The organism is Variovorax paradoxus EPS (genome assembly GCF_000184745.1).
Lineage (GTDB): Bacteria > Pseudomonadota > Gammaproteobacteria > Burkholderiales > Burkholderiaceae_C > Variovorax > Variovorax paradoxus_C.
On the sequence record NC_014931.1, the window covers coordinates 1,997,079 to 2,019,661 of the forward strand.

Here is a 22,583-nt window from a genome sequence, read left to right on the forward strand (position 1 = left end):
ACTACTGCGCGAGCGCCTGCATCTCGGCGATCAGATCGGACTTCCCCTCGAAGCCGATGCCCGGCAGCGGCGGCAGCGTGACGTAGCCGTCCTGCACCTTCACGCCATCGGGGAACCCGCCGTAGGGCTGGAACAGGTCGGGGTAGCTCTCGTTGCCGCCGAGGCCGAGTCCCGCGGCGATGGCCAGCGACATCTGGTGGCCGCCGTGCGGAATGCAGCGCGAGGGCGACCAGCCGTGTTCCTTCAGCATGTCGAGCGTGCGCAGGTACTCGACCAAGCCATAGCTCAGCGCGCAGTCGAATTGCAACCAGTCGCGGTCGGGCCGCATGCCGCCGTGGCGGATGAGGTTGCGCGCATCCTGCATCGAGAACAGGTTCTCGCCCGTGGCCATCGGGCCGGCGTACACCTCGCCGAGCTTGGCCTGCAACTCGTAGTCGAGCGGATCGCCGGCTTCCTCGTACCAGAAGAGCGGGTACTGCGAGAGCGCGCGGCCGTAGTCGATGGCGGTGGGCAGGTCGAAGCGGCCGTTGGCGTCCACTGCCAACTGTTGGCCGGGGCCGAGGATTTTCAGCACCGACTCGATGCGCTCGCAGTCTTCCGCGAGCGTGGCGCCGCCGATCTTCATCTTCACGACCGAGTAGCCGCGCTCGAGATAGCTGGTCATCTCGCGCTGCAGGCCTTCGACGCCCTTGCCGGGGTAGTAGTAGCCGCCCGCGGCATAGACGAACACGCGCGGGTCGGGCGTGCCGCTGCCGTAGCGTTCCGCGAGCAACTGGTAGAGCGGCTTGCCGGCGATCTTGGCGACGGCGTCCCACACGGCCATGTCGATCGTGCCCACGGCCACCGAGCGCTCGCCGTGGCCGCCGGGCTTCTCGTTGATCATCATGCGGGCCCAGATCTTTTGGGGATCGAGGTTCTCGCCGGTCTCGTCGAGCAGCGATGCGGGTTCGGCCTCCAGCAGCCGAGGCAGGAAGCGCTCGCGGATCAGGCCGCCCTGGCCGTAGCGGCCGTTCGAGTTGAAGCCGTAGCCCACCACGGGCTTGCCGTCGCGGATCACGTCGGTGACCACGGCCACCAGGCTCAGGGTCATTTTCGAGAAGTCGATGTAGGCGTTGCGGATGTCAGACTTGATCGGACGCGTGGACTCGAGGATGTTGACGATTTTCATGGTCGATTGGGTGAGGAAAAAAGAGAGCGGATGAATTCAGCGGTGCAGCGACGCGCCGCCGCAGATGGCGAGGTCCTGGCCGATGATGGCCGCGGCCTCTGCCGACAACAGGAAGGCGACCAGCGCGGCGATTTCTTCCGGCTGGATCAGGCGGCCGATGGGCGGCAGGCGCGGCGCGCTGGCGGCGCGCGCCGGGTCCTGCAGCATCGAGGTTTGCGTCGCGCCCGGCGAGACCACGTTGACGGTGACGCCCTGGGCCGCGACCTCCGCCGCCCAACTGCGCGCGAGCGCGATCAGCGCCGCCTTGGTCGCCGCGTACTGACCGCGCCCGGGCAGGCCCTGCGCCACGCGGCTGCCGACGAACACCACGCGGCCCCGGCCGCGTGCGGCCATCGCGGGCACGAGCGCATCGGCCAGCCGCGTGGCGGCATCGACGTGCAGGCGCCACATCAGTTCGCCGCCGGCATGGTCGAGCGCGCCGAGCGGCCCGACGCGCAACACGCCGGCCGCATGCACCAGCGCATCGGCGTCCTCCAGCGCGCCCGTCGCGTGCGCGATGGCATCGGCATTGCACAGGTCGACCGCCACATGCGCAAAGTGCGCATGCGCCAGCGTCGGCGCCGCGAGGTCGAGGCCGCTCACGCGCCAGCCTTGGTCGAGCAGGTGCGACGCGATCGCGCGGCCGATGCCGCCGCTGCTGCCGGTGACCACGGCATGCGGCGCATGCGCTGGATGCGCTGGATGAGCGTCTGTCTCATTCGACATGGATGTTGCCCTCCACGATGATCTTCTTGGAGCGCGCCATGTCGTCGGCCTGGAACTTCACGAACTCCTCCACACTGCCCGGCGTGAGCAGCAGGCCTTGCGCCTGGAGCGTCTCGCGCATGTCGGTGCCCAGCGCCTTGTTGACCTCGGCATTGAGCCGCTGCGTGACGGCCGCCGGAAGCTTCGCCGGACCCCACAAGCCATACCAGCTGTAGAACTCGTAGCCGGGAATGCTTTCGCCCACGGTAGGCACGTTCGGCAGGCTGGTGGCACGCGTGGCCGAGGTCACGGCAATCACCTTCACCATGCCGCTCTTGTGGTACTGCAGCGAACCCAGGATGGGATCGATGAAGCCGTCGATCTGCCCGCCGATCAAGTCCTGGAAGGCAGGCGCCGTGCCCTTGTACGGCACGATCAGGTAGTCGAGCCCGCCACCCGCGCGCTTGAGCAACTCGGTCGACAGGTGCCCCGCCGAACCGATGGAGCCCACCGCGAAAGTCATCTTGCCCGGGTGCGCCTTGGCATAGGCGATGAGCGACTTCACGTCGGTCACCGGCAGGTTCTTGTTGATGGCCACCGACAGTGGCGCCTTGGCGACCAGCGCGACCGGCGCGAAGTCTTTCACCACGTCGTAGGGCACCGCCTTCATGGTCATCGGCGCGGTCGTGAAGGTCGAGGCATTGAATAGCAGCGTGTAGCCGTCCGCCGGCGCCTTGGACACCAGGTCGGCACCGATGATCCCGTTGCCGCCGGCGCGGTTCTCCACGATGAAGGACTGGCCGGTCTGCTCGCCGAGCTTCTGCGCGAGCAGGCGGCCGATGGTGTCCAGCGTGCCGCCCGGCGGGAACGGGATCACCATGCGCACCGGCCGGCTCGGCCAGGTCTGCGCGAAGCCGGCGGTGGATGCTGCCGCCAGCGCGAGGGCGGCGAGCGCGGCCCGCAGGAAATGGTTGCGTTGCATGTCTCTTGTCTCCTTGGTTTTTTTCATCGGGGCACCTGGGCCCCACAGGCTCAGCGCTTGGACAGGCCCGCCTGCTCGACGGCGGCGCGCAGCGCGTCCATCTCGCGTGCGTTCGGCGCCTCGGTCGGCGGGCGCACGGTGGCGTTGTCGAGCACGCCGGCCAGGTACATGCCGCCCTTCATGCGCGCATGCGCTTCGCCGGTCGGCTCGCCGCCGCCGTAGACCGCATCCTTGAGCGGCGTGATGAGCGCCTGCACCGCCATCGCCTTCTTCAGGTCGCCGGCCTTCACCGCATCCCACAGGTCGATGATCAATTGCGGAATGAAGGTCGCGAAGCCGACCAGCGCGCCGTCCACGCCCTGCACCATCGAGGCGAGCAGGTATTCGTCGTGGCAGGTGAGGATGGCCTTGGACGCATCGGCCTCGCGGATCGCCTGGATGTCGCGTGCGTACTTGTTCATGTCGCGCTGCCCGACCTTGAAGGCCTGCAGGTAGGGCAGGCGCGCCAGTTCGGCCAGCAGCTGCGACGAATAGGAGGCGCGCGTCCAGGCCGGGTACACGTGGCAGACCAGGTCCAGCTCGGGCGCCGCGCGGTGGATGGCTTCGAAGTACTGCAGCGCATGCCCGGGCGTGAAGCCGAAGCGCAGCCAGTGGTGCGGGGGCATCACGTCCAGCGCGACCGCGCCCGCGGCCTGCGCGGCCCGCGCATGCTCGGCCGCCTCGGCGAGGCCTTCGCACACGATGGACGAGATCACCGGCATGCGGCCGCGCAGTTCGTCCGCGACGATGCGGGTCACCTCGGCGCGTTCGGCGGGTGTGAGGGAAAACACCTCGCCGGTGTGGCCGTTGGTCATGACTGCCACCACGCCGTCATGGCCCGCGAGCCACGATGCGAGCTTGCGCAGGGCCGGCTCGTCGATGCGGTGGTCGGCGGTGAAGGGGCAGGAAATGGCGGGAATGATCCCGCGATAATTCGCGATGGAAGGCATGCTGTGTCTCCGTTTTGGGGTCAAGGTGCAGAACTGGGTGCATCTTTCCCGGCGGGGCGCGGACCGTCCAATACTCCAATTGCATAGAACTATCCAAACGCACCGCGCATGGGCCCCGGCAACCGACCGCTCGACATGGAATGGCTGGAAGATTTCCTGGCCCTGGCCGAGACCGGCAACTTCTCTCGCGCAGCAGAGGCGCGCTCCATTGCCCAGCCCGCCTTCAGCCGGCACATCCGCGCGCTGGAGGAATGGGTGGGCGTCGACCTGTTCGACCGCAGTGCGCATCCGGCTGCGCTGACGCCCGCGGGCAGGCGCTTCCAGCCGCTGCTGCAGGAGGTGCTCGCTGGCCTCGAGGCAGCCCGCATCAAGACGCGGGCCGCGCACGACCTGGCCGCGGCAAGCCTGAGCTTCGCCGCCACGCATGTGCTGTCGCTCACCTTTTTCCCGCGCTGGCTTGCGAGCGTGGAGGCGGGCCTGAGCATGGGGCCGATCCAGACCATCTCCGACAGCTCTCGCGCCTGCGAAGATTTGATGCTGCAGCGCCGCGTGCAGTTCGTGCTGTGCCACGGGCACGCCGGTGCACCGGGCCGGCTCGACGACGCGCAGTACCCGGTGCAGCGCCTCAGCGATGACGTGCTGGTGCCGGTCGCGGCCCCCGATGCAGACGGCGCGCCCCGGCATGCACTCGGCATGCAGCAGTCGCCTTCGGTGCTGGCCTACAGCGAGGCCTCGGGACTCGGGCGGATCATGCGGTCGATCCAGGACAGCGAATTCGGCAAGGACTTCGCGCCGTCCCTCTCGGTAGTCTTCACGGCGCACCATGCCGCGCTGCTCAGGACCATGGCGCTCGAAGGCCGCGGCCTCGCGTGGCTGCCGATGAGCCTGGTGGCGGATGACCTGCGCAGCGGCGCGCTGGTTGACGCCGGCGCGGGTGGCTGGCGGGTGCCGGTGGAAATCCGGCTGTACCGGCAACTCGCCGTCATGACGCCGGTGGCCGAGGCGCTGTGGCAACTGGTCGGCGGCGCCAGCGCGCCTTAGCCAGCCTCCTTCGCGAGGCCCCGCACTCGGGGCGATGTCCTGCATTCCCCGTCGTCGCCGGCTGGCGAGCCGGGCGCCGCGCCTCCGGACACTCGGGTGTTCCACAGGAGATTTCCCATGAGTTCCAGAACCAAAGCCCCCACCCACGAGGAGCCCGAGGTCACGCAAGAGGAGTCCGTGCCCAGCGACGGGCGAGACACCGAAGGCGAGGAGATGATGAAGAAGGTGGTCAACCGCAAGCTCGAGGACCCGGGCCCGGCGGAAGACAAGACGCCGCAAAAGGCGGAGAAGTCGCGCGAGAGCAAGTCCTGACGCCGCGGTCCAGGGTCGCGCCCATGAACGGCAACGCAGCCACCGCCAGCGCCAGCACCAGCACTGAACCTTCCCGCGAATCCGCCACATCGGCATCGCTCTGGCAGCGCAGCCGCCGCTGGGTGTTGCCGCTGGTCGGCATCGCCATCCTCGGGCTCTTGCTGTCGCATGCGCACAAGGTCGACTGGGCCGGCGCATGGCATGCGCTGCAACGCTATTCCCCCTGGCTGCTGCTCGGCGTGCTGGGGCTCGCCACCGCGAGCCATGCGCTGTATGGCTGCTTCGACCTGATCGGACGGCGGCACACACGCCACGCGCTGCCGCGCTGGCGCACCTGGGCGATCGCGGTCACCAGCTATGCGTTCAACCTGAACCTCGGCTCGCTCGTCGGCGGTGTCGCGATGCGCGCGCGTCTCTATGCGCGCGCGGGCCTGGACGAAACCACCGTGGCGCAGATCGTCGGGATCAGCCTTGCGACCAACTGGCTCGGCTACGGGCTGCTGGCGGGCGGCCTGTTCGCAGCCGGCGCCATTGCGCCGCCGAGCCGGGCGCCGATCGGTCCTGGCGCGCTGCGCGTCATCGGTGTTGTGATGATCCTGCTGGCCGTTGCGTATGTCGTGGCCTGCGCGGTCCTTCGTGGCCGCGAATGGCGCGTGCGGCACCGGCGGCTGAAGCTGCCTTCCGCGCGGCTCGCATTGGTGCAGCTCGCGCTGTCGGCTTCGAACTGGGCGTTGATGGGTTCTGCGATGTACCTGCTGCTCGGTCAGCAGGTGCCTTACACGACCACGCTGGGCGTGCTGCTGGCGGCATCGATCGTGGGGGTGATCACGCCGATTCCCGCGGGGCTCGGCGTGCTCGAAGCGGTGTACCTCGCGCTGCTTTCGGGTTCGGTGAAGCAGGGTGCGCTGATGGGCGCCGTGCTCGCGTATCGCGCGCTTTACTACCTGTTGCCGCTGGCCGGCGGGATCGTGCTCTATCTGTTTCTGGAGCGCTATTCGGCCAGCCATCCGCTGGCGGATGCGCAGCCCTGAAAGGCTGCTGAGTTCACAACTCGATGAATGCGGATGTGGCCTTGTTCAGTGCCAGCTTGCCCTTCGCGGTGATCGATTCGACCTGGGCCAGTTGCCGTATCGCACGCTGATCCGGCGCACGCTCGGAAGGCGGTATGAAGGCAGTGACCAGATCGGCCGCACGCAGCACACGCAGCCTGTCGATGTCTGCGGGCGTGTGGATCACATAGGGCAATCTCTGCTCGGAGATCACCCGAAGAAACTCCATGGACATGAGCCGTCTCCTTGTCTTGATGGCGGTCCGGACATTGTGCGCACAAACAATTAGCCGTGGCTAATCCCTGCGGTGGGCATGCCTTTTTGAAGCGCTTACGGAAGTTTTCACTTTGTGCGCGCAGTACAAGCGCAACCGTTTGCCGCTGCAGTGCAGCAGGTTTTTATCTGCTGGCTTGAAGCGGCCAGGCGGTGGTGTCCGGCATGAGGATGTGCCAGAGCACCGCGTCGATGCCTTCGAAGGTCGCGCGGTAGCGATCGGAGAGGCGGCCTTCGTCGGTCACGTCGCGGATCACGATGCTGTCGATGCGCTGCGGATGCGCGCGGTACACCTGCGCGTAGATCTCTGGATCGGCCTCGCCCGAATCGCCCACGAGCACGAAGCGGCGCTGCGGAAATTCGGTGAGCAGCCGGTCGATCACGCCGAGCTTGTGTGCGCGCGAATCCTCGGCGCCGGGGATCAGCGTGCGCCATGTCGTGCTCTCGCGCAGATGCATGCTGCCGGCCGGGAAGTCGTTGTCGCGAACGAAGTCCGCGAGCGCCGGATAGAGCTGGATCGGGCTCGCCGAGAGGTAGTGAAAACGCGTGTCCGGCACCTGCGCCAGCGCGCGGTAGTACGCGGCCATGCGCGGTGCCGCCTCGAAGCGCCGCGCGAAGGTGTTCAGCAGCATCTCGCGGCGGTCGCGCACCTGCGTGCGCTTGATGGTGTCGTCGATGTCCGAGATCACGGACACGCCTTCCGGCGGCACCACGAGCGCCTGGCCCCTGAAGCGGTGCAGCAGTTCGCCCGGCCCCGTCACGCCGTGGAACTGCAGCCACTGCACCGGCGCGGCGGTGCGCGGCGCGTCGACCACCACGCGCAGGTTGGTGCGGCCGTCCGCCGTCGAAGGCGGCATCTTCACGCGGGTCTGCGTGCCGTCGAAGACGACGTCGATCAACTTGCCTTCCTCGGACTCCGTGTGGAACAGCGCGGTGCGCTGGTTGAAGCGCAGCCGTGCGGCGGGCGAGAGCGTCTTGAGGCTCAGCCCGAGGTAGCGCGCGAGCGCTGCGTTGAGGCCCCAGCGCCGTTCGCGCTCGAAGATCCAGGCGTGGATGTCGACCTCGATCCGGCCGTCGGCAGTGGGGCGAGCCGTGCCGGGCATGAAGAGCGCTTCTTCGTCGGGTTCGAGCGGTTCGGCGGCCTGCAGCGCTTGCAGCGGCGCGAGGCCTGCGAGCAAGGCCGCACCCATCACCACGGACCGGCGCTTCAATTGCGGCGCGGGCGGAAGGGCGGGGCGCTCGTCGCTCATGCGTGCGTGGGCGCGATGCGTTCGTAAGTCACGAAGCTGAAGCCCAGGCCGTCCTTGGCCGAGACGTGCGATTCGCGCTGCGTCTCGCGCCACGCCGCGCCGTCGAGCACGGGTGCATGCGCATCGCCTTCGTAGTCGCGCGCGATTTCGGTCACGACCGCGCGCTGCGCCAGCGGCTCGGCCTCGGCGTAGATCTGTGCGCCGCCGATCACCCACACCTCGGGCGATGCCGCCTCCGCGCAGAGCGAGAGCGCATCGCGCAGGTTGCCCACCGGCAGCGCACCCTCTGCGCGCCAGTCGGCCTGCCGCGTGACCACGATGTTCTGCCGTCCCGGCAGCGGGCGAAAGCGCGGCGGCAGCGAGTCCCAGGTCTTGCGGCCCATGATCACCGGCGCGCCGGCGGTCTTCTGCTTGAAGTGCGCCATGTCCTCGGGCAGGTGCCAGGGGATCGTGCCGTTGACGCCGATGACGCCGTTGGCGGCGCGGGCGTAGATGAGGTTGATGCGGGGCTCGGTCATGTGGCTTGGGTCGCTCAGGTCGCTCAGACTGCGACGGGCGCCTTGATCGGATCGCCGTGCTTGTAGTCGAGCACCTCGAAGTCTTCGTACTGGTAGTCGAAGATCGAATCGGGCTTGCGCTTGATGTTGAGCGTGGGGTACGGATACGGATCGCGGCTCAGCTGCAGCTTCACCTGCTCGGCGTGGTTGCTGTAGATATGGCAGTCGCCGCCGGTCCAGATGAAGTCGCCCACGTCGAGGTCGCACTGCTGCGCGACCATGTGCGTGAGGAGAGCGTAGCTCGCGATGTTGAAGGGCACGCCGAGGAAGATGTCGGCGCTGCGCTGGTAGAGCTGGCAACTGAGCTTGCCGCGCTCGCCTTCGGCCTGCGGCGGCGCCACGTAGAACTGGAAGAACGCGTGACACGGCATCAGCGCCATCTTCGAGAGCTCGGCCACGTTCCAGGCGCTCACGATGATGCGGCGTGAATCGGGGTTGGTCTTCAGGGTCTTGATGACGTCGGAAATCTGATCGATGTGCCCGCCGTCGGGCGTGGGCCAGCTGCGCCACTGCACGCCGTACACCGGGCCCAGGTCACCGTCTTCGCGAGCCCATTCGTCCCAGATGGTGACGCCGCGTTCCTTGAGCCAGTTGTTGTTGCTCGAGCCGGTCAGGAACCACAGCAGTTCCTGGATGATGGATTTGAGGTGCACCTTCTTCGTGGTCACCAGCGGAAAGCCTTCGTTCAGGTCGAAGCGCATCTGGTGGCCGAACACGCTCTTGGTGCCGGTGCCGGTGCGGTCGCTCTTGAACACCCCGTGGGTGTCGACGTGGCGCATGAAATCTTCGTACTGGGAGCGAACGGGGCGGGTGGGCGTGGAGGTCATGGCAAGAGGGGCTCTCAGAGGCGGGTTTTCGAATTTTAAGTGCCCGGGCTTAGCATGGCGGCCATGAGCCAAGACCACCCCACGAGCGGCCAGGAGCATGGCCACGAACACGGCCACGATCATGCCCACGACCACAGCGAACTCGGCGAGATGGACCTGCGGGTCCGCGCCCTGGAAAGCGTGCTCACGCAGAAGGGCTACATCGACCCCGCCGCGCTCGATGCGCTGATCGACACCTACCAGACCCGCATCGGCCCGCGCAACGGCGCACGGGTGGTGGCGCGGGCCTGGGTCGATCAAGCCTTCCACGATTGGCTGATGGCCGATGCCACGGCCGCCATCGCCTCGCTCGGCTACACCGGCCGGCAGGGCGAGCACATGGTGGCGGTGGAGAACACGAGCGACCAGCACCACATGGTCGTCTGCACCCTCTGCAGTTGCTACCCCTGGCCCGTGCTCGGCTTGCCGCCCACCTGGTACAAGAGCGCGCCCTACCGATCGCGCGCCGTGAAGGACCCGCGCGGCGTGCTTGCCGATTTCGGCACCACGCTGCCCGAGACCACGCGCATCCGCGTCTGGGATTCGACCGCCGAGGTGCGCTATCTCGTGATTCCGCAGCGGCCCGCCGGCACAGAAGGCTGGAGCGAAGAGGAACTCGCCGATCTGGTCTCGCGCGATTCGATGATTGGCACGCGGCTGGTGGAAGCACCTTCTGCGGGGGACGCCGCATGAGCTACGTCACGCATGCCGACCTCGGCGGCCAGCCGGGCTTCGGGCCGGTCACGCCGGAGCCCGAGGGCGAGCTGTTCCACGCCGATTGGGAGCCGCGCGCGCTGGCCCTCACGCTGGCGATGGGCGCGACCGGCTCCTGGAACATCGATGCGAGCCGCGCCGTGCGCGAAACGCTGCCCAACTACCGCGACCTGAGCTACTACCAGATCTGGCTCGGCGCGCTGGAGCAATTGATGCTGCAGCGCGCGCAGGTGTTCCCCGACGAGATCGCGTCCGGCGAGATGAAGCATCCGCCCGCGCCGGTCGCCCGCGTGCTGCAGGCCGCGAACGTGCCCGCGGTGCTCGCCAAGGGCTCGCCGACCGAACGCCCTGAGCCGGGTCCGGCGCGCTTCGCCGTCGGGCAGGCGGTGCGCATGCATTTGGGCAAGGTCGACCATCACACGCGGCTGCCGGGCTATGTGCAGGGCAAGCGCGGCACGATCGAGCACATCCACGGCGCGCATGTGTTCGCCGATGCGCACGCGCAAGGGCTGGGCGAACAGCCGCAGTGGCTGTACACGGTGGTCTTCGACGAAGCCGAACTCTGGGGCGAGCAAGCGACGCCACAGAACCTCTCGGTGTCGGTCGATGCGTGGGAAAGCTATCTGGAAGCGGTCGCATGACCGGGGACATGCCGCTCGCGCCGGGCATGCCGCGCGACGCCGACGGCCCGGTGTTCAAGGAGCCTTGGGAAGCACAGGCCTTCGCGATGACGCTCGCGCTGCATGAGCGTGGCCTCTTCACCTGGGTCGAGTGGGCCGAGGCGCTCGCCGCGGAGATCGCCACCGCGCAAGCCGCTGGCGACCCCGACACCGGCGACACCTACTACCGCCACTGGCTCGCCGCGCTCGAAGGCCTCGTGGCCCGCAAAGGCGCGAGCTCAGGCGCCGAACTCGCGCGCTACCGCCACGCCTGGGACCACGCGGCCGACCGCACGCCGCACGGGCAACCGATCGAGCTGCGCGGCGAAGACTTTCCGGGCTAGACGCGGATCACGCGTCCGGGGTTGAGCGTGTTCTTCGGATCGAGCCCGCGCTTGATCGCCCGCATCATTTCCAACGCCACCGGCGACTTGTGCTTCTCGAGCTTGTCGACCTTCAGCGAGCCCACGCCATGCTCGGCAGAGAACGAGCCGCCGAACTTCTCGACCGCGTCGTACACCAGCGTGTTGATGCGGTCTTCCTCATTCTTCAGGAAGGCCTTGGTGTCGATGTTCTCCGGCGCCTGCACGTTGTAGTGCAGGTTGCCGTCGCCCAGGTGCCCGAAGTTCACGAGCCGTACGCCGGCGATCTCGCGCTGCAGCAGTGCATCGGTCTCGGCCACGAAGGCCGGAATGCGCGACACCGGGATCGAGATGTCGTGCTTGATGTTCAGGCCTTCCTCGGCCTGCGCGAGCGGAATGCTCTCGCGGATGTGCCAGAGCTGGTGCGCCTGCGTGAGGTTCTCGGCGACCACCGCATCGGTCACGCAGCCGTCTTCGAAGGCGGTTTCGAGCAGCGCCTCGAAGCGGGCGCGCGCATGGTCTTCGGATTCGCTGTCGGAGTTCTCCAGCAGCACGCAGTAGGGCACCGCTTCGTCGCCGATGAAGGGCACGCGCAGTTGCGGCATGTGCTTGTCGACCAGGCTCAGTGCGAACTTGCCCATCACCTCGAAGCCGGTGAGCCCCGAACCCAGGTGCTTGTGCGCGAGGCCCAGTAGCGTGACCGCGTGGTCCAGCGACGGCACCGCGGCCCAGGCCGTGAGCTGCGCGGCCGGCAGCGGGTAGAGCTTCATGGTCGCGGCGGTGATGATGCCCAGCGTGCCTTCGCTGCCGACGATGAGGTCGCGAAGGTCGTAGCCGGTGTTGTCCTTGCGAAGGCCGCTGGTGCCTTCCCAGATCTCGCCCTGCGGCGTGACCACTTCCAGGCCCAGGCACAGCTCGCGCGTGTTGCCATAGCGCACGACCTGCGTGCCGCCCGCGTTGGTCGCGAGGTTGCCGCCGATGGTGCAGCTGCCTTCGGCCGCGAGGCTCAGCGGGAAGAGGTAGCCCTCTTTCTCCGCGGCCTCCTGCAGCGTCTGAAGGATGCAGCCGGCCTCGACGGTCATCGTGAGGTTGGCGGTATCGAAGGTGCGGATCGCATTCAGCCGCTGGAGACTCAGCACCACCTGCGTGCCGCTGTCGTCGGGAATCGAGCCGACCGCCAGACCCGTGTTGCCGCCCTGCGGCACGATGGCCGTGCCCGCTGCGGCGCAGGCCTTGACCACGTCGGCCACCTGCTGCGCATTGGCCGGGCGCACCACCGCGAGCGACTTGCCGCGCGAGCGCTTGCGCCAGTCCTGTTCGTAGGCGGTGAGGTCGCCCTCGTTGAGCACATGCGAGGCGCCGACGATGGCGCGCAGTTGGTCGATCAATGCGGTGGCGGAAGAAGAAGTCATTGGGCGGAAGCCTCCAGTTGACGGGCAGCAGCGGCAGCCTTGGCATGGCGCAAGCGAAGGCGCACATGCCACGCGCAGGCCGCGAAGAGCACCAGGCACAGCAGCACCTCGACCAGCGCGAGCAGCTGCCCTACGCCGTTGGTGTCGCTCCAGGCGCGCACCACGCCCTCGGTGAAATAGAGCCAGATCATCAGGCTGACCCAGCGGTAGGTGTACATGCGGTTCTTGTAGAGCCCCGCGAGCGGAACGACCAGCGGCAGCACCTTCAGCGCGAGCAGCGAGCCGCCGGGCCGCAGCGGCGCGAGCCACAGCTCCCAGGCCAGGCCCAGCACGATCAGGCCGACGAGGCTGCCCACGGCAAGCCATCGGGTGGCGCGGACGGAAGAGGGCGGGAGCGGGGTGGCGGTCACGGTGCGACGAAGGAGAGGGCGCCCGGTGGAAGGCGGCGCATTGAAGAGCGGATGGCATGATACCGGCCATGAATCGTCGGCAGCTTTGGAGGGATCTTTCGCGTTTTCCGTGGCGCAACACCGCTGCGGTATTGGGCGAGCGATTTCGCGAAGACCGGCTCGGTTTGACCGCCAGCAGCCTGACCTTCACCACGACCATCGCGATGGTCCCGTTCTTCACGGTGGCGCTCGCGCTCTTCACCGTGTTCCCGATGTTCGCCAAGATGCAGGGCCGCCTGCAGCGCTGGCTCATCGAGAGCCTGATCCCCGAGAACATCGCGCGCCAGGTGCTCGGCTACCTGAACCAGTTCGCGAGCAAGGCCAGCGGCCTGGGCATCGCAGGTTTGATCGTGCTGCTGATCACCGCCATTGCGCTGATCCTCACGATCGACAAGACGCTCAACAACATCTGGCGCGTGCGCACGCCGCGGCCGTTTGCGCAGCGGGTGCTGATCTACTGGGCCGCCATCACGCTCGGGCCGCTCATCCTCGCGGTGAGCCTGTCGACCACCTCGTACGTGGTCTCGGCCACGAGCGACGTGGTGGGGCGCGGCATGGTCAAGCTGTTCTTCGACACCTTCGAATTCGCGCTGCTGGCGGTCGGCATGGCCTCGCTCTACCACTACGTGCCCAACACCAACGTGCGCTGGTCGCATGCCTGGGCCGGCGGCATCTTCGTGGCGGCGGCCATCGAGATCGCCAAGCGCGTGCTGGCCTATTACCTGAGCCTGGTGCCGACCTATTCGGTGCTGTACGGAGCGTTCGCCACCTTCCCGATCCTGCTGGTGTGGATCTACGTGGCGTGGGTGATCGTGCTTCTGGGGGCGGTGATTGCCGCGTACCTCCCGAGTTTGCTGACGGGGGTGGCGCGCCGTGGCGGTGCTGCCGGCTGGCCGCTGCAACTCGCCATGGAAACATTGCAGCACCTGGCGCGCGCACAGGCCACGCCGGCCAAGGGCATGGGTGCGACCGAACTGGTGACGCGCATGCGGGTCGACACCCTGCAGTTGCTCCCCGTGCTTGAGACACTGGTGGCGCTCGACTGGATCGCCCCGCTGGCCGAGGAGCCCGCCAACGAGGACCCGCGCTACGTGCTGCTGGCCGACCCGTCGACGCCCATCGAGCCGCTGCTCAAGGAACTGCTGATGCCGCAGGCCGAGCCGCTCGAAGACCTCTGGCAGAAGGGGCCGCTGAGGTCGCTTCGCCTCGGTGACGTGCTGCTGATCTAGCAGCGCGACTCAAATCTTGACCTTGCCCAGCCAGATGTCCCGGTACATCGCCCAGTCGCCCATGAAGGAATAGAGCGGGCGCTTGAAGGAAGCCGGCTTGTTCTTCTCGAAGCCGAAGTGCCCGACCCAGGCGAAGGCGTAGCCGACCAGCACGCCGGCCAGCAGCCACCACGGGTTGAGCGTGACCACCAGCGCCACGAGGCACAGCAGCGAGAGCGTCGAGCCCGCGAAGTGCAGGCGGCGGCAGGTGCGGTTGGCGTGTTCGGTCAGGTAGAACGGGTAGAACTCCGCGAAGCTCTTGAAACGGCGCGGATCGACGGCAGATTCCGGGGCAGTCGTGGTGGTCATCGTGCGGGTCTCCTTGGCGCCGGAGCGCCTTTTGTGCGGGCTTTGTCCATAATAGCCACGACCCCCTGGCCGCACCACCCCGGCTCTCCTTCACACCACTGACGCATCAGCCTTGAGCGCCCTGCCCACAGCCACCGATTCCACCGACCCGGCCAGCGACGCGCTGTGGGTCGTCTGCCTGTGCGCCGAATGGTGCGGCACCTGCCGCGAGTACCGGCCGCTGTTCGAGCAGGTGGCGCGCGCGCATCCGCAGTTGCGCTTCGGCTGGGTCGACATCGAGGACCACGCCGACATCGCCGACGGCTTCGACGTGGAGACCTTCCCCACGATGCTGGTCGCCGGTGCCGACGGCACGCGTTTCCTGGGCCCGCTGCTGCCGCATGCCGAAACGCTGTCGCGCATGCTCGGCGCCTTGCAGCCTCCGCAGCCATCGAGCCTCGATATCGATCTGCTGCTCGCCGTGCTGAACAAGAAGCCGGCGACCTTTTCGGTTTAACCGGCCCCTTCCTTCCATGAACATCCTGATCTTCGGCGCCACCGGCATGGTGGGGCAGGGCGTGCTGCGCGAGTGCCTGCTGGCGCCTGACGTGGAGCGCGTCGTCGCGGTCGGGCGCAGTGCGACCGGGCAGCAGCATCCCAAGCTGCAGGACGTGGTTGTGAAGGACATGTACGACTATTCGGCCATCGAGCCGCAGTTGCAGGGCTTCGACGCCTGCTTCTTCTGCCTGGGCGTGTCGTCGGTCGGCATGAAGGAAGACGACTACCGCCGCGTCACCTACGACCTCACGATGGCCGCGGCCACCGTGCTCGCCCGGCTCAGCCCGGGCATGACCTTCACCTACGTGACGGGCGCCGGCACCGACAGCAGCGAGCGCGGCAGCAGCATGTGGGCACGGGTGAAGGGCGCGACCGAGAACGCCCTGCTGCGCCTGCCGTTCAAGGCGGCGTACATGTTCCGCCCCGGCGTGATCCAGCCGCTGCACGGCGCGCGCTCCAAGACGCCGCTGTACCACGGCATCTACGTGGTGATCGCGCCGCTCCTGAGCCTCGCCTACCGGCGCTGGCCGGACAAGGTGACGACCACCGAGCAGATCGGCCTCGCCATGCTGGCCCTGGCCCGCAGCGGCGCGCCGAAGGTGGTGCTCGACCCGGCGGACATCAACGCGCTGCGTTGACCGACTGACCCTCGCGACTGGCCGCGGACCCGCGTTCTTCCGTGCCCATGTCCGCCCCCGCCTTGAGAGAGACTGCCTCCGGCATCTCGCGCCGGCTGCTTCTTTGCGGAGCCTCGAGCGCAGCGCTGGTGGCGCATTCAGCGGTGGCAGCCGCAGCTACAGCGGTAGCGCAGAACACCTGGCCGCAGAAGCCGATCCGCCTCGTCGTTCCCTTCGCGGCGGGCGGCGGCACGGACATCGTGGCACGGATGATCGGCCGCACCCTGTCGCAGCAGTTGGGCGAGCCCGTCGTGATCGACAACAAGCCCGGCGCCTCCACGCTCATCGGCACCGAGATGGCGGCCCGCGCAAGGCCCGACGGCTACACGCTGCTGCTGGCGGCCTCCACCAGCTACAGCGTGAATCCGGCACTGCGCGCCGCCCGCGCCTACAACCCGTCGCGCGACCTGGCGCCCATTGCCATCGTCGCGCGGGTACCGCTGGTGCTGTTCGCAGGCGGAACCGCGCCGTGGCACTCGCTTTCCGAGCTGGTGGGCGCGGCCAAGGCGCGCCCCGGGCAGATCCGCTATGCCACCTTCGGCAATGCCTCGGGCTCGCACCTCACCGGCGAACTGTTCGCGCTGGCCGCGGGCATCCGGCTACAGGACATCCCGTACCGGGGCAGCAGCCAGGCGATGGTGGCGGTGATCGGCGGGGAGGTCGACCTTGGCATCGACACCGTGGCCTCGGTCGCGCCGCACGCGCGTTCCGGCAAGGTGCGCGCGCTGGGCATCGTGGGCGCCGCGCGATCCGGTCTTTTGCCCGGCGTGCGCACGCTGGCGGAGCAGGGCTTGCCCGAGGCCAGCTTCGACGCCTGGTACGGCGTTGCCGCGCCCGCTCACACACCAGCGCCCGTGCTCGCGAGGCTCACGCGCGCCATGTCCGACACGCTGGCCAGCCCCGCATTGCAGGCGCAACTGCGCGCGCAAGGCATCGAGCCGACGATGATCGGCCCGGCCGCCTTCCGGCAGCAGGTCGAAAGAGAGATTCCGCGCTACCGCGCGCTGGCGCACCGCGCGGGCATCGCGGTGGAGTAAAGACGCTCAGGCGGCAGTGGCCGCCGTTGCGCTCACGAAGTCGCGCAGCGCGAACAGCGTCTCGTCCGGCGCCTCGCTCATCAGCGCATGGCCGGCACGCACCGTCACCACCTTGGCGTTGCGCGCCTTGCCCACCAGCGCCTTGGTGGCGCGCGGCGGCGTCATCTGGTCGGCATCGCCAAGCAGGAACAGCACCGGGCACTGCACCGCTTGCATCGCGGCTTCGCCGTTCGCGTAGTCGTTGCAGGCCTTGAAGCCGATGTGAAACACGTTGTGGTTGCGGTTGCTCGCCAGCACGCGGCGCATCAGCGCGCGCGAGCTGCCGTAGAGCCAGGTGCCGGGGCCGAGCGACGAGGGCGGCGGCGCGAGCAGCGAATGCGAGAAGGTGTTGACCATCGCGATGGCGCGCTGCGGATCGTTCAGCGCACCGTCGAGCAGCGCGGGCGATACCACCATCGGATACGCCGTGCCGACCAGCGCCAAGTGCGTCACGCGATCAGGCGCGCGCAAGGCCGCTTCGAGCGCGATCAGCGAGCCGAAGCTGTGGCCGACCAGCGCGGCCTTCTGCACGCCGGCCGCGTCGAGCAGCGCGATGACGAACTGCGCCGCTTCTTCCACGCTCGCGGGCGGCGGGCCTTCGCTCTTGCAATGGCCCGGCAGGTCGACCGCGAGCACGTTCCATCCGTGGTTGGCGAACCAGCGGCTCTGCAGAATCCACACGCTGTGGTCGTTGAGCACGCCGTGGATGAACACGACCGTGGGCTTCGCCGCATCGAAGGGCTTGCCGCCGGTGTAGCAGTAGGTGGCGTGGCCGTTGACGGTGTAGTGCATGTCAGGCACTTGCCTTTTCCGCGGCCTTGAGGGCGCGCTTCAGGTCGTCGATCAGGTCGGCCGGGTCTTCCAGGCCGATCGACAGGCGGATCGTCCCCTGCGAAATGCCGGCGCCCGCGAGTGCTTCATCGGTCATGCGGAAGTGCGTGGTGCTCGCCGGATGGATCACCAGGCTGCGGCAGTCGCCCACGTTGGCCAGGTGGCTGAAGAGCTTGAGCGTCTCGATGAAGGCCTTGCCCTGCGTGCGGCTGCCCTTGATGTCGAAGCTGAACACTGCACCCGCGCCGCGCGCGCCGTGGCGCAGCAGCTTTTGCGCGAGCGCATGGCTCGGGTGCGATTCGATCAGCGGATGCCCCACGCGCGAGACGAAGGGGTGCGTCGCGAGGAACTCGACCACCTTCTGCGTGTTGTCGATGTGCCGCTCCATGCGCAGCGGCAGTGTCTCGATGCCCTGCAGGATGAGCCATGCGGTGTGCGGGCTCATCGAGGCGCCGAAGTCGCGCAGGCCCTCGCGGCGGGCGCGCAGCAGGAAGGCGCCGACGGTGCTCTCCTCGCTGAAGACCATGTTGTGGAAGCCGTCGTAGGCCTGCGTGAGTTCGGCGAACTTGCCCGACTTCTCCCAGTCGAAACTGCCGCCATCGACCACGATCCCGCCGATCACAGTGCCGTGGCCCGAGAGGAACTTGGTCGCCGAGTGATAGACCAGGTCGGCGCCCCAGTCGAAGGGCTTGATGAGGTAGGGCGAGGTGAGGGTGGAATCGACCAGCAGCGGCACGCCGGCTTCGTGGGCGATGTCGCTCACGGCCGGAATATCGAGCACGTCCAGGCCCGGGTTTCCCACGGTCTCGCCGAAGAAGAGCTTGGTCTCGGGGCGCACCGCGGCGCGCCAGCCATCGAGGTCGCCGGGCTTCACGAAGGTGGTTTCGATGCCGAAGCGGCGCATCGTGTAGTGCAGCAGGTTCTGCGAGCCGCCGTAGAGCGCGGTGCTCGCGACGATGTGCGAGCCCGCGCCCATCAGCGTGGCGATCGACAGGTGCAGTGCCGCCTGGCCGCTCGCGGTGGCGATGGCGCCGATGCCGCCTTCCAGCGCCGACACCCGCTGCTCCAGCACCGCGTTGGTCGGGTTGCTGATGCGCGAATACACATGGCCCGCGCGCTCCAGGTTGAAGAGCGCGGCCGCGTGGTCGCTGGACTCGAAGACGAAGGAGGTGGTCAGGTGGATCGGCACCGCCCGCGCGCCGGTAGCGGGGTCGGGCGAGGCGCCGGCGTGCAGCGCGAGGGTGTCGAAACCGGGGTCGGAATAACCGGGCATGAGGGCCTTTCTGTTGTCTCTCGCAAAGCCCCGTTACGTCTGCAAAGCATGCGTGGGCGACAGGGGCGTTCAGGTCGGCGTCGATTGTGGGCTATATTCAAATCGGCACCCCGCCCAGCAAGAGAGTTCGAGAGTCCGAGAGGAGCACACGATGAAAGTCAGCGACATCCTTCGCGTCAAGGGCAACACGCTCTTCACCATCACGCCAGACGACCTGCTGGCAGAAGCCGCCACCACCATGGCGGAAAAGGACATCGGCTCCCTGGTGGTCATGGAACACGGTGACCTGGTCGGCATGCTCACCTTCCGCGAGGTGATCGTGGCCATCGTCAACAACGGCGGCCAGGTCGGGACCACGCTGGTGCGCAAGGCGATGGACGATGCCCCCGTCACCTGCACCCTGGAAACCGACCTCGACGAAATCCGCCGCATCATGCTGGAGCGCCACGCGCGCTACATGCCCGTGATGGACAAGCGCATGCTGATGGGCGTGATCAGCTTCTACGACGTGGCCAAGGCCGTGGTGGACAGCCAGAATTTCGAGAACAAGATGCTCAAGGCCTACATCCGCGACTGGCCTGCGGAAGACGAGAGCAAGACCGGCTGATCTGCCGACCTGCAGCAGGCGGCATCACTCTTTGATGTTGGCGGTCTGCACGATCTTCTGATTGCGGGCGTATTCAGCCTGCACGAACTTCCCGAACGATTCCGGCGTGCCGCTCCCCGGCAGCGCGCCTTGCTCCATCAGCTTGGAGCGCACCCCTTCCTCCTGCAGCACCGCATTGAGTTCCTGGTTGATCTGCGCAACCACGGCAGGCGGCGTCTTGGCGGGCGCGAAGATGCCCGTCCAGCTCACCATGTCGAAGCCCTTGAGGCCCGGCATTTCGTCGAAGGTGGGCACGCCGGGCAGCGCGGCCAGGCGCTTGTTGCTGGTGATGCCCAGCGCCTTCAGGCGCTTGCCGTTCACATGCGGAATGGCGCTGGTGCTCACCAGCATCGCAAGGTCGACCTGGTTGCCGATCACGTCGGTGGCGATCTGCGCGCCGCCGCGATACGGCACGTGCGTGACGAAGATGCCGCTGCGTTCCTTGAGCAGTTCCGTCGCCAGCTGCAGCACGGTGCCCACGCCCGAGGTCGCGTAGTTGTACTGGCCGGGCTTGGCCTTGGCGAGCTTCACGAAGTCGGCGAAGGTCTGCGCCTCGAGGCCGGGCCGCGCGACCAGCACCATCGGCGCGGTGTTGAGCAGGCCCACTGGCGCCAAGTCCTTCAGCGGGTCGAAGCGGAACGCCGTCGGATTCACCAGCTTGCCGATGGCGATCGCGCTGTCGGGCCCGACCACCAGCGTGTAGCCATCGGACGCCGCATTCACCGCCTTGGCCACGCCGATGGCGCCGCCCGCACCGCTCACGTTGTCGATCACGACCGATTGCTTGAGCCGCTCGCCAAGACGCTGCGCGACGAGGCGCGCGTTGACGTCCACGCTGCCGCCGGCCGTGTACGGAACGATCAGCGTGATGGGCTTGGCGGTCGGCCATGCCTGCGCGAGCGCGGCGGTGGGCAATGCAGCGCAGAGCGCGGCGGCAAGCAGAAGTCGGCGGGGCGTGTTCATGGCGTGGTTCATTCGAAGGTGGAGGGCGTCGGTTCGGTGTCGAGGCGGGCGCGCAGCGTGTCGAACGCCTCGCTCCACTGCGTGCGCCATGCGCGGCGTTGGGCGTCGTCGATCCATGCGCCATCGAGGCCGTTGTGCATGAAGCCGCGCAGGTTGTCCAGGCCGAAGCCGAAGTCGCGCACCATCATCAGCCAGGCCCCGGTGGGCGTGACCTTGTGCAGCGTCGGATCGTCGGTGTTGGGGTGGATGCGCAGGCCGAGGCCGGGCATGCGGCGGATCGGATGGTCGATGGCCCAGCGCTCGGGCGGCAGGGTGCGCAGGTAGTACGAGTTGGTCGGCACCACGGTGAAGAGCACGCCGCGCTCGGCGCATTCGCGCGCGAAATCCGGCTGGTCGACCACCGTGTAGCCGTGGTCGATGCGGTCGACCTGCAGCACATCGAGCGCGGTGCGCACGTTGGTCCAGGGCATGCCGAATTCGCCGGCATGCGCGGTGGTCTTGAGGCCCGCCTTCTTCGCCGCGGCATAGGCCTGCGTGAACAGTTCCGGCGGCCGGTCGACCTCGCGGTAGTCAATGCCGATGCCGATTACTTCGTCGCAGCGGTGCGCCACGATCCACTCGACCATCTCCACCGCTGCCTCGGGGCTGGCCTCGCGGTCGATGGCGGCGATGAGCCGGCCGGTGATGCCGAACTCCTGCTGCGCATCCTGTATGGCGCGCACGATCGCGGCCTGCGCCATCGCATACGGAATGCCCGAGCCGTGCACCGTGCCGGTCGGGTTCCAGAAGAATTCGGCGTAGCGCACGTTGTGCGAGGCGGCGTCCTGCAGGTATTCGAGCGTGAGCTGGTAGAGGTCGCCCGGGCTGCGCACCAGCTGCGCATCGAGCGCGCGCAGCACGCGCAATACGCCGACCGGTTTTTCGCCGCGCGTGTAGAAGCCCTCGATCTCGTCGGCCGCCAGCGGCGCCCCGGCGCGCAGGTTCAGTTGCTTGAAGGTCTCGTGTCGCACCGTGCCGAACAGATGGCAGTGCAGCTCGACCTTGGGAATCGCGCGGAGGAACGATTCCAGGGTGAACGCAGGCGGGATGGGGCTGGTCATGCTGACCAGTCTAGGGAGCGGAGGCTTATAGGGAAAATTTTGAATTTCTATAATTTGATTCACTGAATCAATAACCATCGGTGATTGGAGATGCCATGGCCGCCTTGCCCCTGCGCGCACTCACGCTGCGCCAGCTGCAGTTCTTCTCGGTGCTGGTGGAAGAGGGCCAATTCGGCCGCGCGGCGCGGCGACTGGCCATCACGCAACCCGCGCTCAGCAATGCCATCAAGCAGATGGAAAAGCTGCTCGGCGCCGAACTGCTCACCCGCTCCACCCACCGCCTCGAACTCACGCCCGTGGGCGCCGAGGTGTTGGCGCGCACGGACTTTCTCGTCAACACCTTCGAGGTGGCGCTGCGCGACATCGAGAGCACCGTGCAGCGCGGCCGCGCCTTCGTGCGCGTTGGCGTGATTCCCTCGGCCAGCGCGCGCGTTGCCGCGGCGGTCAGCGAATTCCTCCAGCAGGATGGGCAGCGCGAGGTCGAACTGGCCTGGCGCGACGCACCCTCGACCACCTTGCTGGCCGAGCTGCGCAGCGGCCAGCTCGACATGGCGGTGGCCGCCATCACCGAGCCGCCGAACGGCCTGACCTGCATCGACCTGTTCCGCGATCCGCTGGTGCTGGTGGTGCGGCGCGACCATCCGCTGGCCGCGGCCGGCGACGCGAACTGGGAGGCCATCGGCAAGGAGCGCCTCGTGCTGTTCGAAAGCGGCAGCATGCCGGCGCTGGGCAACCCAGCGCGCGCGCAGTTCGCGCAGGGCGCCGAGCCCTATCGCGTGAGCTATTCCGAGACGCTCTACGCGCTGGTGCGCAGCGGCCAGGCGCTGGGGCTGATGCCGCGGCTGTACACCGCGTCGCTGCGCGACCCCGAGCTCGCGGTGGTGCCGCTGCTGAAGCCGCGCATCGAGCGTCGCGTGGTGCTGGCCTACCTGCCGGGGCCGATGCGCAACGTTGTGGCGCAGGAGCTCATCGCATTACTGCGTAACCGATTGCCCCAGGCGGAGGAGCCCAGATCGCGCCGCGTAACGCGTGGACACCCGCTCGACGCCATCCGCAGGCGTCGCTAAGATGCGCCG

Annotated in this window: 27 protein-coding genes; 12 read left to right on the forward strand and 15 right to left on the reverse strand. The window is 67.9% G+C overall.

Annotation, left to right across the window (positions count from 1 at the left end; genetic code table 11):
* Position 1 precedes the first annotated feature (1 nt).
* The 4 genes from VARPA_RS09055 to VARPA_RS09070 are packed head-to-tail and all read right to left on the reverse strand — an operon-like array spanning position 2 to position 3,883.
* Positions 2-1,168 (reverse strand): mandelate racemase/muconate lactonizing enzyme family protein, encoded by a 1,167-nt coding sequence (locus VARPA_RS09055; protein WP_013540253.1) that lies wholly within the window; start codon positions 1,166-1,168, stop codon positions 2-4.
* Between the two features lie 36 nt (positions 1,169-1,204).
* Entirely contained in the window at positions 1,205-1,933 is a 729-nt protein-coding gene (locus tag VARPA_RS09060; RefSeq protein ID WP_013540254.1) for an SDR family NAD(P)-dependent oxidoreductase, read from the reverse strand.
* Entirely contained in the window at positions 1,923-2,894 is a 972-nt protein-coding gene (locus VARPA_RS09065) for a Bug family tripartite tricarboxylate transporter substrate binding protein (RefSeq protein WP_013540255.1), read from the reverse strand. Before VARPA_RS09065 ends, VARPA_RS09060 begins: the two co-directional genes overlap by 11 nt.
* 50 nt (positions 2,895-2,944) lie before the next feature.
* A complete protein-coding gene (locus VARPA_RS09070) occupies positions 2,945-3,883 on the reverse strand; it encodes a dihydrodipicolinate synthase family protein (RefSeq protein WP_013540256.1) in 939 nt (312 codons plus the stop codon).
* Between the two features lie 108 nt (positions 3,884-3,991).
* Between VARPA_RS09070 and VARPA_RS09075 the strand changes: the two genes are divergently transcribed.
* The 3 genes from VARPA_RS09075 to VARPA_RS09085 all read left to right on the forward strand — a co-directional run bounded on the left by VARPA_RS09075 (position 3,992) and on the right by VARPA_RS09085 (position 6,267).
* Entirely contained in the window at positions 3,992-4,924 is a 933-nt protein-coding gene (locus VARPA_RS09075; RefSeq protein ID WP_013540257.1) for a LysR family transcriptional regulator, read from the forward strand.
* A gap of 117 nt (positions 4,925-5,041) precedes the next feature.
* Positions 5,042-5,236, forward strand: a complete 195-nt coding sequence (locus VARPA_RS09080; protein WP_013540258.1) for a hypothetical protein — start codon at positions 5,042-5,044, stop codon at positions 5,234-5,236.
* 23 nt (positions 5,237-5,259) lie between these two features.
* Positions 5,260-6,267, forward strand: coding sequence for a lysylphosphatidylglycerol synthase domain-containing protein (locus VARPA_RS09085; RefSeq protein ID WP_013540259.1), 1,008 nt, complete (start codon positions 5,260-5,262; stop codon positions 6,265-6,267).
* A gap of 13 nt (positions 6,268-6,280) precedes the next feature.
* Here VARPA_RS09085 and VARPA_RS09090 read toward each other — a convergent pair whose 3' ends face one another.
* The 4 genes from VARPA_RS09090 to VARPA_RS09105 form a co-directional block, all read right to left on the reverse strand.
* Positions 6,281-6,520, reverse strand: a complete 240-nt coding sequence (locus VARPA_RS09090) for a hypothetical protein (RefSeq protein ID WP_013540260.1) — start codon at positions 6,518-6,520, stop codon at positions 6,281-6,283.
* Positions 6,521-6,683: 163 nt separating this feature from the next.
* Complete coding sequence (locus VARPA_RS09095) at positions 6,684-7,808, reverse strand: phosphatidate phosphatase App1 family protein (protein WP_013540261.1); 1,125 nt, start codon at positions 7,806-7,808, stop codon at positions 6,684-6,686.
* Positions 7,805-8,326 (reverse strand): dihydrofolate reductase, encoded by a 522-nt coding sequence (locus VARPA_RS09100; RefSeq protein WP_013540262.1) that lies wholly within the window; start codon positions 8,324-8,326, stop codon positions 7,805-7,807. The genes VARPA_RS09095 and VARPA_RS09100 overlap by 4 nt, the downstream gene beginning before the upstream one ends.
* 23 nt (positions 8,327-8,349) lie before the next feature.
* Positions 8,350-9,192: a thymidylate synthase gene (locus VARPA_RS09105; protein ID WP_013540263.1), complete on the reverse strand. Its 843-nt coding sequence runs from the start codon at positions 9,190-9,192 to the stop codon at positions 8,350-8,352.
* A 63-nt stretch (positions 9,193-9,255) separates the two neighbouring features.
* On the opposite strand from VARPA_RS09105, the gene nthA reads away from it, so the two are divergent.
* Genes nthA through VARPA_RS09120 form a run of 3 tightly spaced genes read left to right on the forward strand, consistent with a single transcriptional unit; the run spans position 9,256 to position 10,948 of the window.
* Entirely contained in the window at positions 9,256-9,924 is a 669-nt protein-coding gene (nthA, locus tag VARPA_RS09110) for a nitrile hydratase subunit alpha (protein WP_041943442.1), read from the forward strand.
* Positions 9,921-10,586 carry a nitrile hydratase subunit beta gene (gene nthB, locus VARPA_RS09115; RefSeq protein ID WP_013540265.1) on the forward strand — a complete coding sequence of 222 codons (666 nt, stop codon included), beginning with the start codon at positions 9,921-9,923 and terminating at the stop codon, positions 10,584-10,586. Before nthA ends, nthB begins: the two co-directional genes overlap by 4 nt.
* On the forward strand, positions 10,583-10,948 hold the full coding sequence (locus tag VARPA_RS09120) for a nitrile hydratase accessory protein (protein ID WP_013540266.1): 366 nt from the start codon (positions 10,583-10,585) through the stop codon (positions 10,946-10,948). The genes nthB and VARPA_RS09120 overlap by 4 nt, the downstream gene beginning before the upstream one ends.
* Here VARPA_RS09120 and VARPA_RS09125 read toward each other — a convergent pair.
* Together VARPA_RS09125 and VARPA_RS09130 are read right to left on the reverse strand one after the other, a co-directional pair.
* Positions 10,945-12,378 carry an FAD-binding oxidoreductase gene (locus VARPA_RS09125; RefSeq protein WP_013540267.1) on the reverse strand — a complete coding sequence of 478 codons (1,434 nt, stop codon included), beginning with the start codon at positions 12,376-12,378 and terminating at the stop codon, positions 10,945-10,947. The genes VARPA_RS09120 and VARPA_RS09125 overlap by 4 nt on opposite strands.
* On the reverse strand, positions 12,375-12,788 hold the full coding sequence (locus tag VARPA_RS09130; protein ID WP_041942829.1) for a DUF2069 domain-containing protein: 414 nt from the start codon (positions 12,786-12,788) through the stop codon (positions 12,375-12,377). Before VARPA_RS09130 ends, VARPA_RS09125 begins: the two co-directional genes overlap by 4 nt.
* Positions 12,789-12,844: 56 nt before the next feature.
* On the opposite strand from VARPA_RS09130, the gene VARPA_RS09135 reads away from it, so the two are divergent.
* Positions 12,845-14,056, forward strand: a complete 1,212-nt coding sequence (locus tag VARPA_RS09135; RefSeq protein ID WP_013540269.1) for a YihY family inner membrane protein — start codon at positions 12,845-12,847, stop codon at positions 14,054-14,056.
* A gap of 9 nt (positions 14,057-14,065) precedes the next feature.
* Here VARPA_RS09135 and VARPA_RS09140 read toward each other — a convergent pair whose 3' ends face one another.
* A complete protein-coding gene (locus VARPA_RS09140) occupies positions 14,066-14,404 on the reverse strand; it encodes an Mpo1-like protein (protein ID WP_013540270.1) in 339 nt (112 codons plus the stop codon).
* A gap of 112 nt (positions 14,405-14,516) precedes the next feature.
* On the opposite strand from VARPA_RS09140, the gene VARPA_RS09145 reads away from it, so the two are divergent.
* From VARPA_RS09145 to VARPA_RS09155, 3 genes are read left to right on the forward strand one after another with little or no spacing between them, the layout of a single operon-like run.
* Complete coding sequence (locus tag VARPA_RS09145; RefSeq protein WP_013540271.1) at positions 14,517-14,900, forward strand: thioredoxin family protein; 384 nt, start codon at positions 14,517-14,519, stop codon at positions 14,898-14,900.
* Between the two features lie 16 nt (positions 14,901-14,916).
* Positions 14,917-15,579: an NAD-dependent epimerase/dehydratase family protein gene (locus VARPA_RS09150; protein ID WP_013540272.1), complete on the forward strand. Its 663-nt coding sequence runs from the start codon at positions 14,917-14,919 to the stop codon at positions 15,577-15,579.
* A gap of 47 nt (positions 15,580-15,626) precedes the next feature.
* Complete coding sequence (locus VARPA_RS09155; RefSeq protein ID WP_013540273.1) at positions 15,627-16,655, forward strand: tripartite tricarboxylate transporter substrate binding protein; 1,029 nt, start codon at positions 15,627-15,629, stop codon at positions 16,653-16,655.
* A gap of 6 nt (positions 16,656-16,661) precedes the next feature.
* Here VARPA_RS09155 and VARPA_RS09160 read toward each other — a convergent pair whose 3' ends face one another.
* Together VARPA_RS09160 and VARPA_RS09165 are read right to left on the reverse strand one after the other, a co-directional pair.
* Positions 16,662-17,486 (reverse strand): alpha/beta fold hydrolase, encoded by an 825-nt coding sequence (locus VARPA_RS09160; RefSeq protein WP_013540274.1) that lies wholly within the window; start codon positions 17,484-17,486, stop codon positions 16,662-16,664.
* A 1-nt stretch (position 17,487) separates the two neighbouring features.
* Positions 17,488-18,798: an O-acetylhomoserine aminocarboxypropyltransferase gene (locus tag VARPA_RS09165; protein WP_013540275.1), complete on the reverse strand. Its 1,311-nt coding sequence runs from the start codon at positions 18,796-18,798 to the stop codon at positions 17,488-17,490.
* A gap of 151 nt (positions 18,799-18,949) precedes the next feature.
* On the opposite strand from VARPA_RS09165, the gene VARPA_RS09170 reads away from it, so the two are divergent.
* Entirely contained in the window at positions 18,950-19,405 is a 456-nt protein-coding gene (locus VARPA_RS09170) for a CBS domain-containing protein (RefSeq protein ID WP_013540276.1), read from the forward strand.
* Between the two features lie 24 nt (positions 19,406-19,429).
* Here VARPA_RS09170 and VARPA_RS09175 read toward each other — a convergent pair whose 3' ends face one another.
* Both VARPA_RS09175 and VARPA_RS09180 read right to left on the reverse strand, forming a co-directional pair.
* Positions 19,430-20,407: a Bug family tripartite tricarboxylate transporter substrate binding protein gene (locus VARPA_RS09175; RefSeq protein ID WP_041942830.1), complete on the reverse strand. Its 978-nt coding sequence runs from the start codon at positions 20,405-20,407 to the stop codon at positions 19,430-19,432.
* 8 nt (positions 20,408-20,415) lie between these two features.
* A complete protein-coding gene (locus VARPA_RS09180; protein ID WP_013540278.1) occupies positions 20,416-21,507 on the reverse strand; it encodes an adenosine deaminase family protein in 1,092 nt (363 codons plus the stop codon).
* Between the two features lie 95 nt (positions 21,508-21,602).
* On the opposite strand from VARPA_RS09180, the gene VARPA_RS09185 reads away from it, so the two are divergent.
* Complete coding sequence (locus VARPA_RS09185) at positions 21,603-22,574, forward strand: LysR family transcriptional regulator (RefSeq protein ID WP_013540279.1); 972 nt, start codon at positions 21,603-21,605, stop codon at positions 22,572-22,574.
* Positions 22,575-22,583 lie beyond the last annotated feature (9 nt).

Coding starts and splice junctions, on each gene's coding strand:
- nthB (WP_013540265.1), top strand. CDS start 9,921: ATGAGCTACGTCACGCATGCCGACCTCGGCGGCCAGCCGGGCTTCGGG.
- VARPA_RS09175 (WP_041942830.1), bottom strand. CDS start 20,407: ATGAACACGCCCCGCCGACTTCTGCTTGCCGCCGCGCTCTGCGCTGCA.
- VARPA_RS09075 (WP_013540257.1), top strand. CDS start 3,992: ATGGGCCCCGGCAACCGACCGCTCGACATGGAATGGCTGGAAGATTTC.
- VARPA_RS09125 (WP_013540267.1), bottom strand. CDS start 12,378: ATGACTTCTTCTTCCGCCACCGCATTGATCGACCAACTGCGCGCCATC.
- VARPA_RS09085 (WP_013540259.1), top strand. CDS start 5,260: ATGAACGGCAACGCAGCCACCGCCAGCGCCAGCACCAGCACTGAACCT.
- VARPA_RS09100 (WP_013540262.1), bottom strand. CDS start 8,326: ATGACCGAGCCCCGCATCAACCTCATCTACGCCCGCGCCGCCAACGGC.
- VARPA_RS09180 (WP_013540278.1), bottom strand. CDS start 21,507: ATGACCAGCCCCATCCCGCCTGCGTTCACCCTGGAATCGTTCCTCCGC.
- nthA (WP_041943442.1), top strand. CDS start 9,256: ATGAGCCAAGACCACCCCACGAGCGGCCAGGAGCATGGCCACGAACAC.
- VARPA_RS09060 (WP_013540254.1), bottom strand. CDS start 1,933: ATGTCGAATGAGACAGACGCTCATCCAGCGCATCCAGCGCATGCGCCG.
- VARPA_RS09120 (WP_013540266.1), top strand. CDS start 10,583: ATGACCGGGGACATGCCGCTCGCGCCGGGCATGCCGCGCGACGCCGAC.
- VARPA_RS09135 (WP_013540269.1), top strand. CDS start 12,845: ATGATACCGGCCATGAATCGTCGGCAGCTTTGGAGGGATCTTTCGCGT.
- VARPA_RS09155 (WP_013540273.1), top strand. CDS start 15,627: ATGTCCGCCCCCGCCTTGAGAGAGACTGCCTCCGGCATCTCGCGCCGG.
- VARPA_RS09165 (WP_013540275.1), bottom strand. CDS start 18,798: ATGCCCGGTTATTCCGACCCCGGTTTCGACACCCTCGCGCTGCACGCC.
- VARPA_RS09160 (WP_013540274.1), bottom strand. CDS start 17,486: ATGCACTACACCGTCAACGGCCACGCCACCTACTGCTACACCGGCGGC.
- VARPA_RS09095 (WP_013540261.1), bottom strand. CDS start 7,808: ATGAGCGACGAGCGCCCCGCCCTTCCGCCCGCGCCGCAATTGAAGCGC.
- VARPA_RS09140 (WP_013540270.1), bottom strand. CDS start 14,404: ATGACCACCACGACTGCCCCGGAATCTGCCGTCGATCCGCGCCGTTTC.
- VARPA_RS09065 (WP_013540255.1), bottom strand. CDS start 2,894: ATGCAACGCAACCATTTCCTGCGGGCCGCGCTCGCCGCCCTCGCGCTG.
- VARPA_RS09090 (WP_013540260.1), bottom strand. CDS start 6,520: ATGTCCATGGAGTTTCTTCGGGTGATCTCCGAGCAGAGATTGCCCTAT.
- VARPA_RS09170 (WP_013540276.1), top strand. CDS start 18,950: ATGAAAGTCAGCGACATCCTTCGCGTCAAGGGCAACACGCTCTTCACC.
- VARPA_RS09055 (WP_013540253.1), bottom strand. CDS start 1,168: ATGAAAATCGTCAACATCCTCGAGTCCACGCGTCCGATCAAGTCTGAC.
- VARPA_RS09070 (WP_013540256.1), bottom strand. CDS start 3,883: ATGCCTTCCATCGCGAATTATCGCGGGATCATTCCCGCCATTTCCTGC.
- VARPA_RS09080 (WP_013540258.1), top strand. CDS start 5,042: ATGAGTTCCAGAACCAAAGCCCCCACCCACGAGGAGCCCGAGGTCACG.
- VARPA_RS09150 (WP_013540272.1), top strand. CDS start 14,917: ATGAACATCCTGATCTTCGGCGCCACCGGCATGGTGGGGCAGGGCGTG.
- VARPA_RS09105 (WP_013540263.1), bottom strand. CDS start 9,192: ATGACCTCCACGCCCACCCGCCCCGTTCGCTCCCAGTACGAAGATTTC.
- VARPA_RS09185 (WP_013540279.1), top strand. CDS start 21,603: ATGGCCGCCTTGCCCCTGCGCGCACTCACGCTGCGCCAGCTGCAGTTC.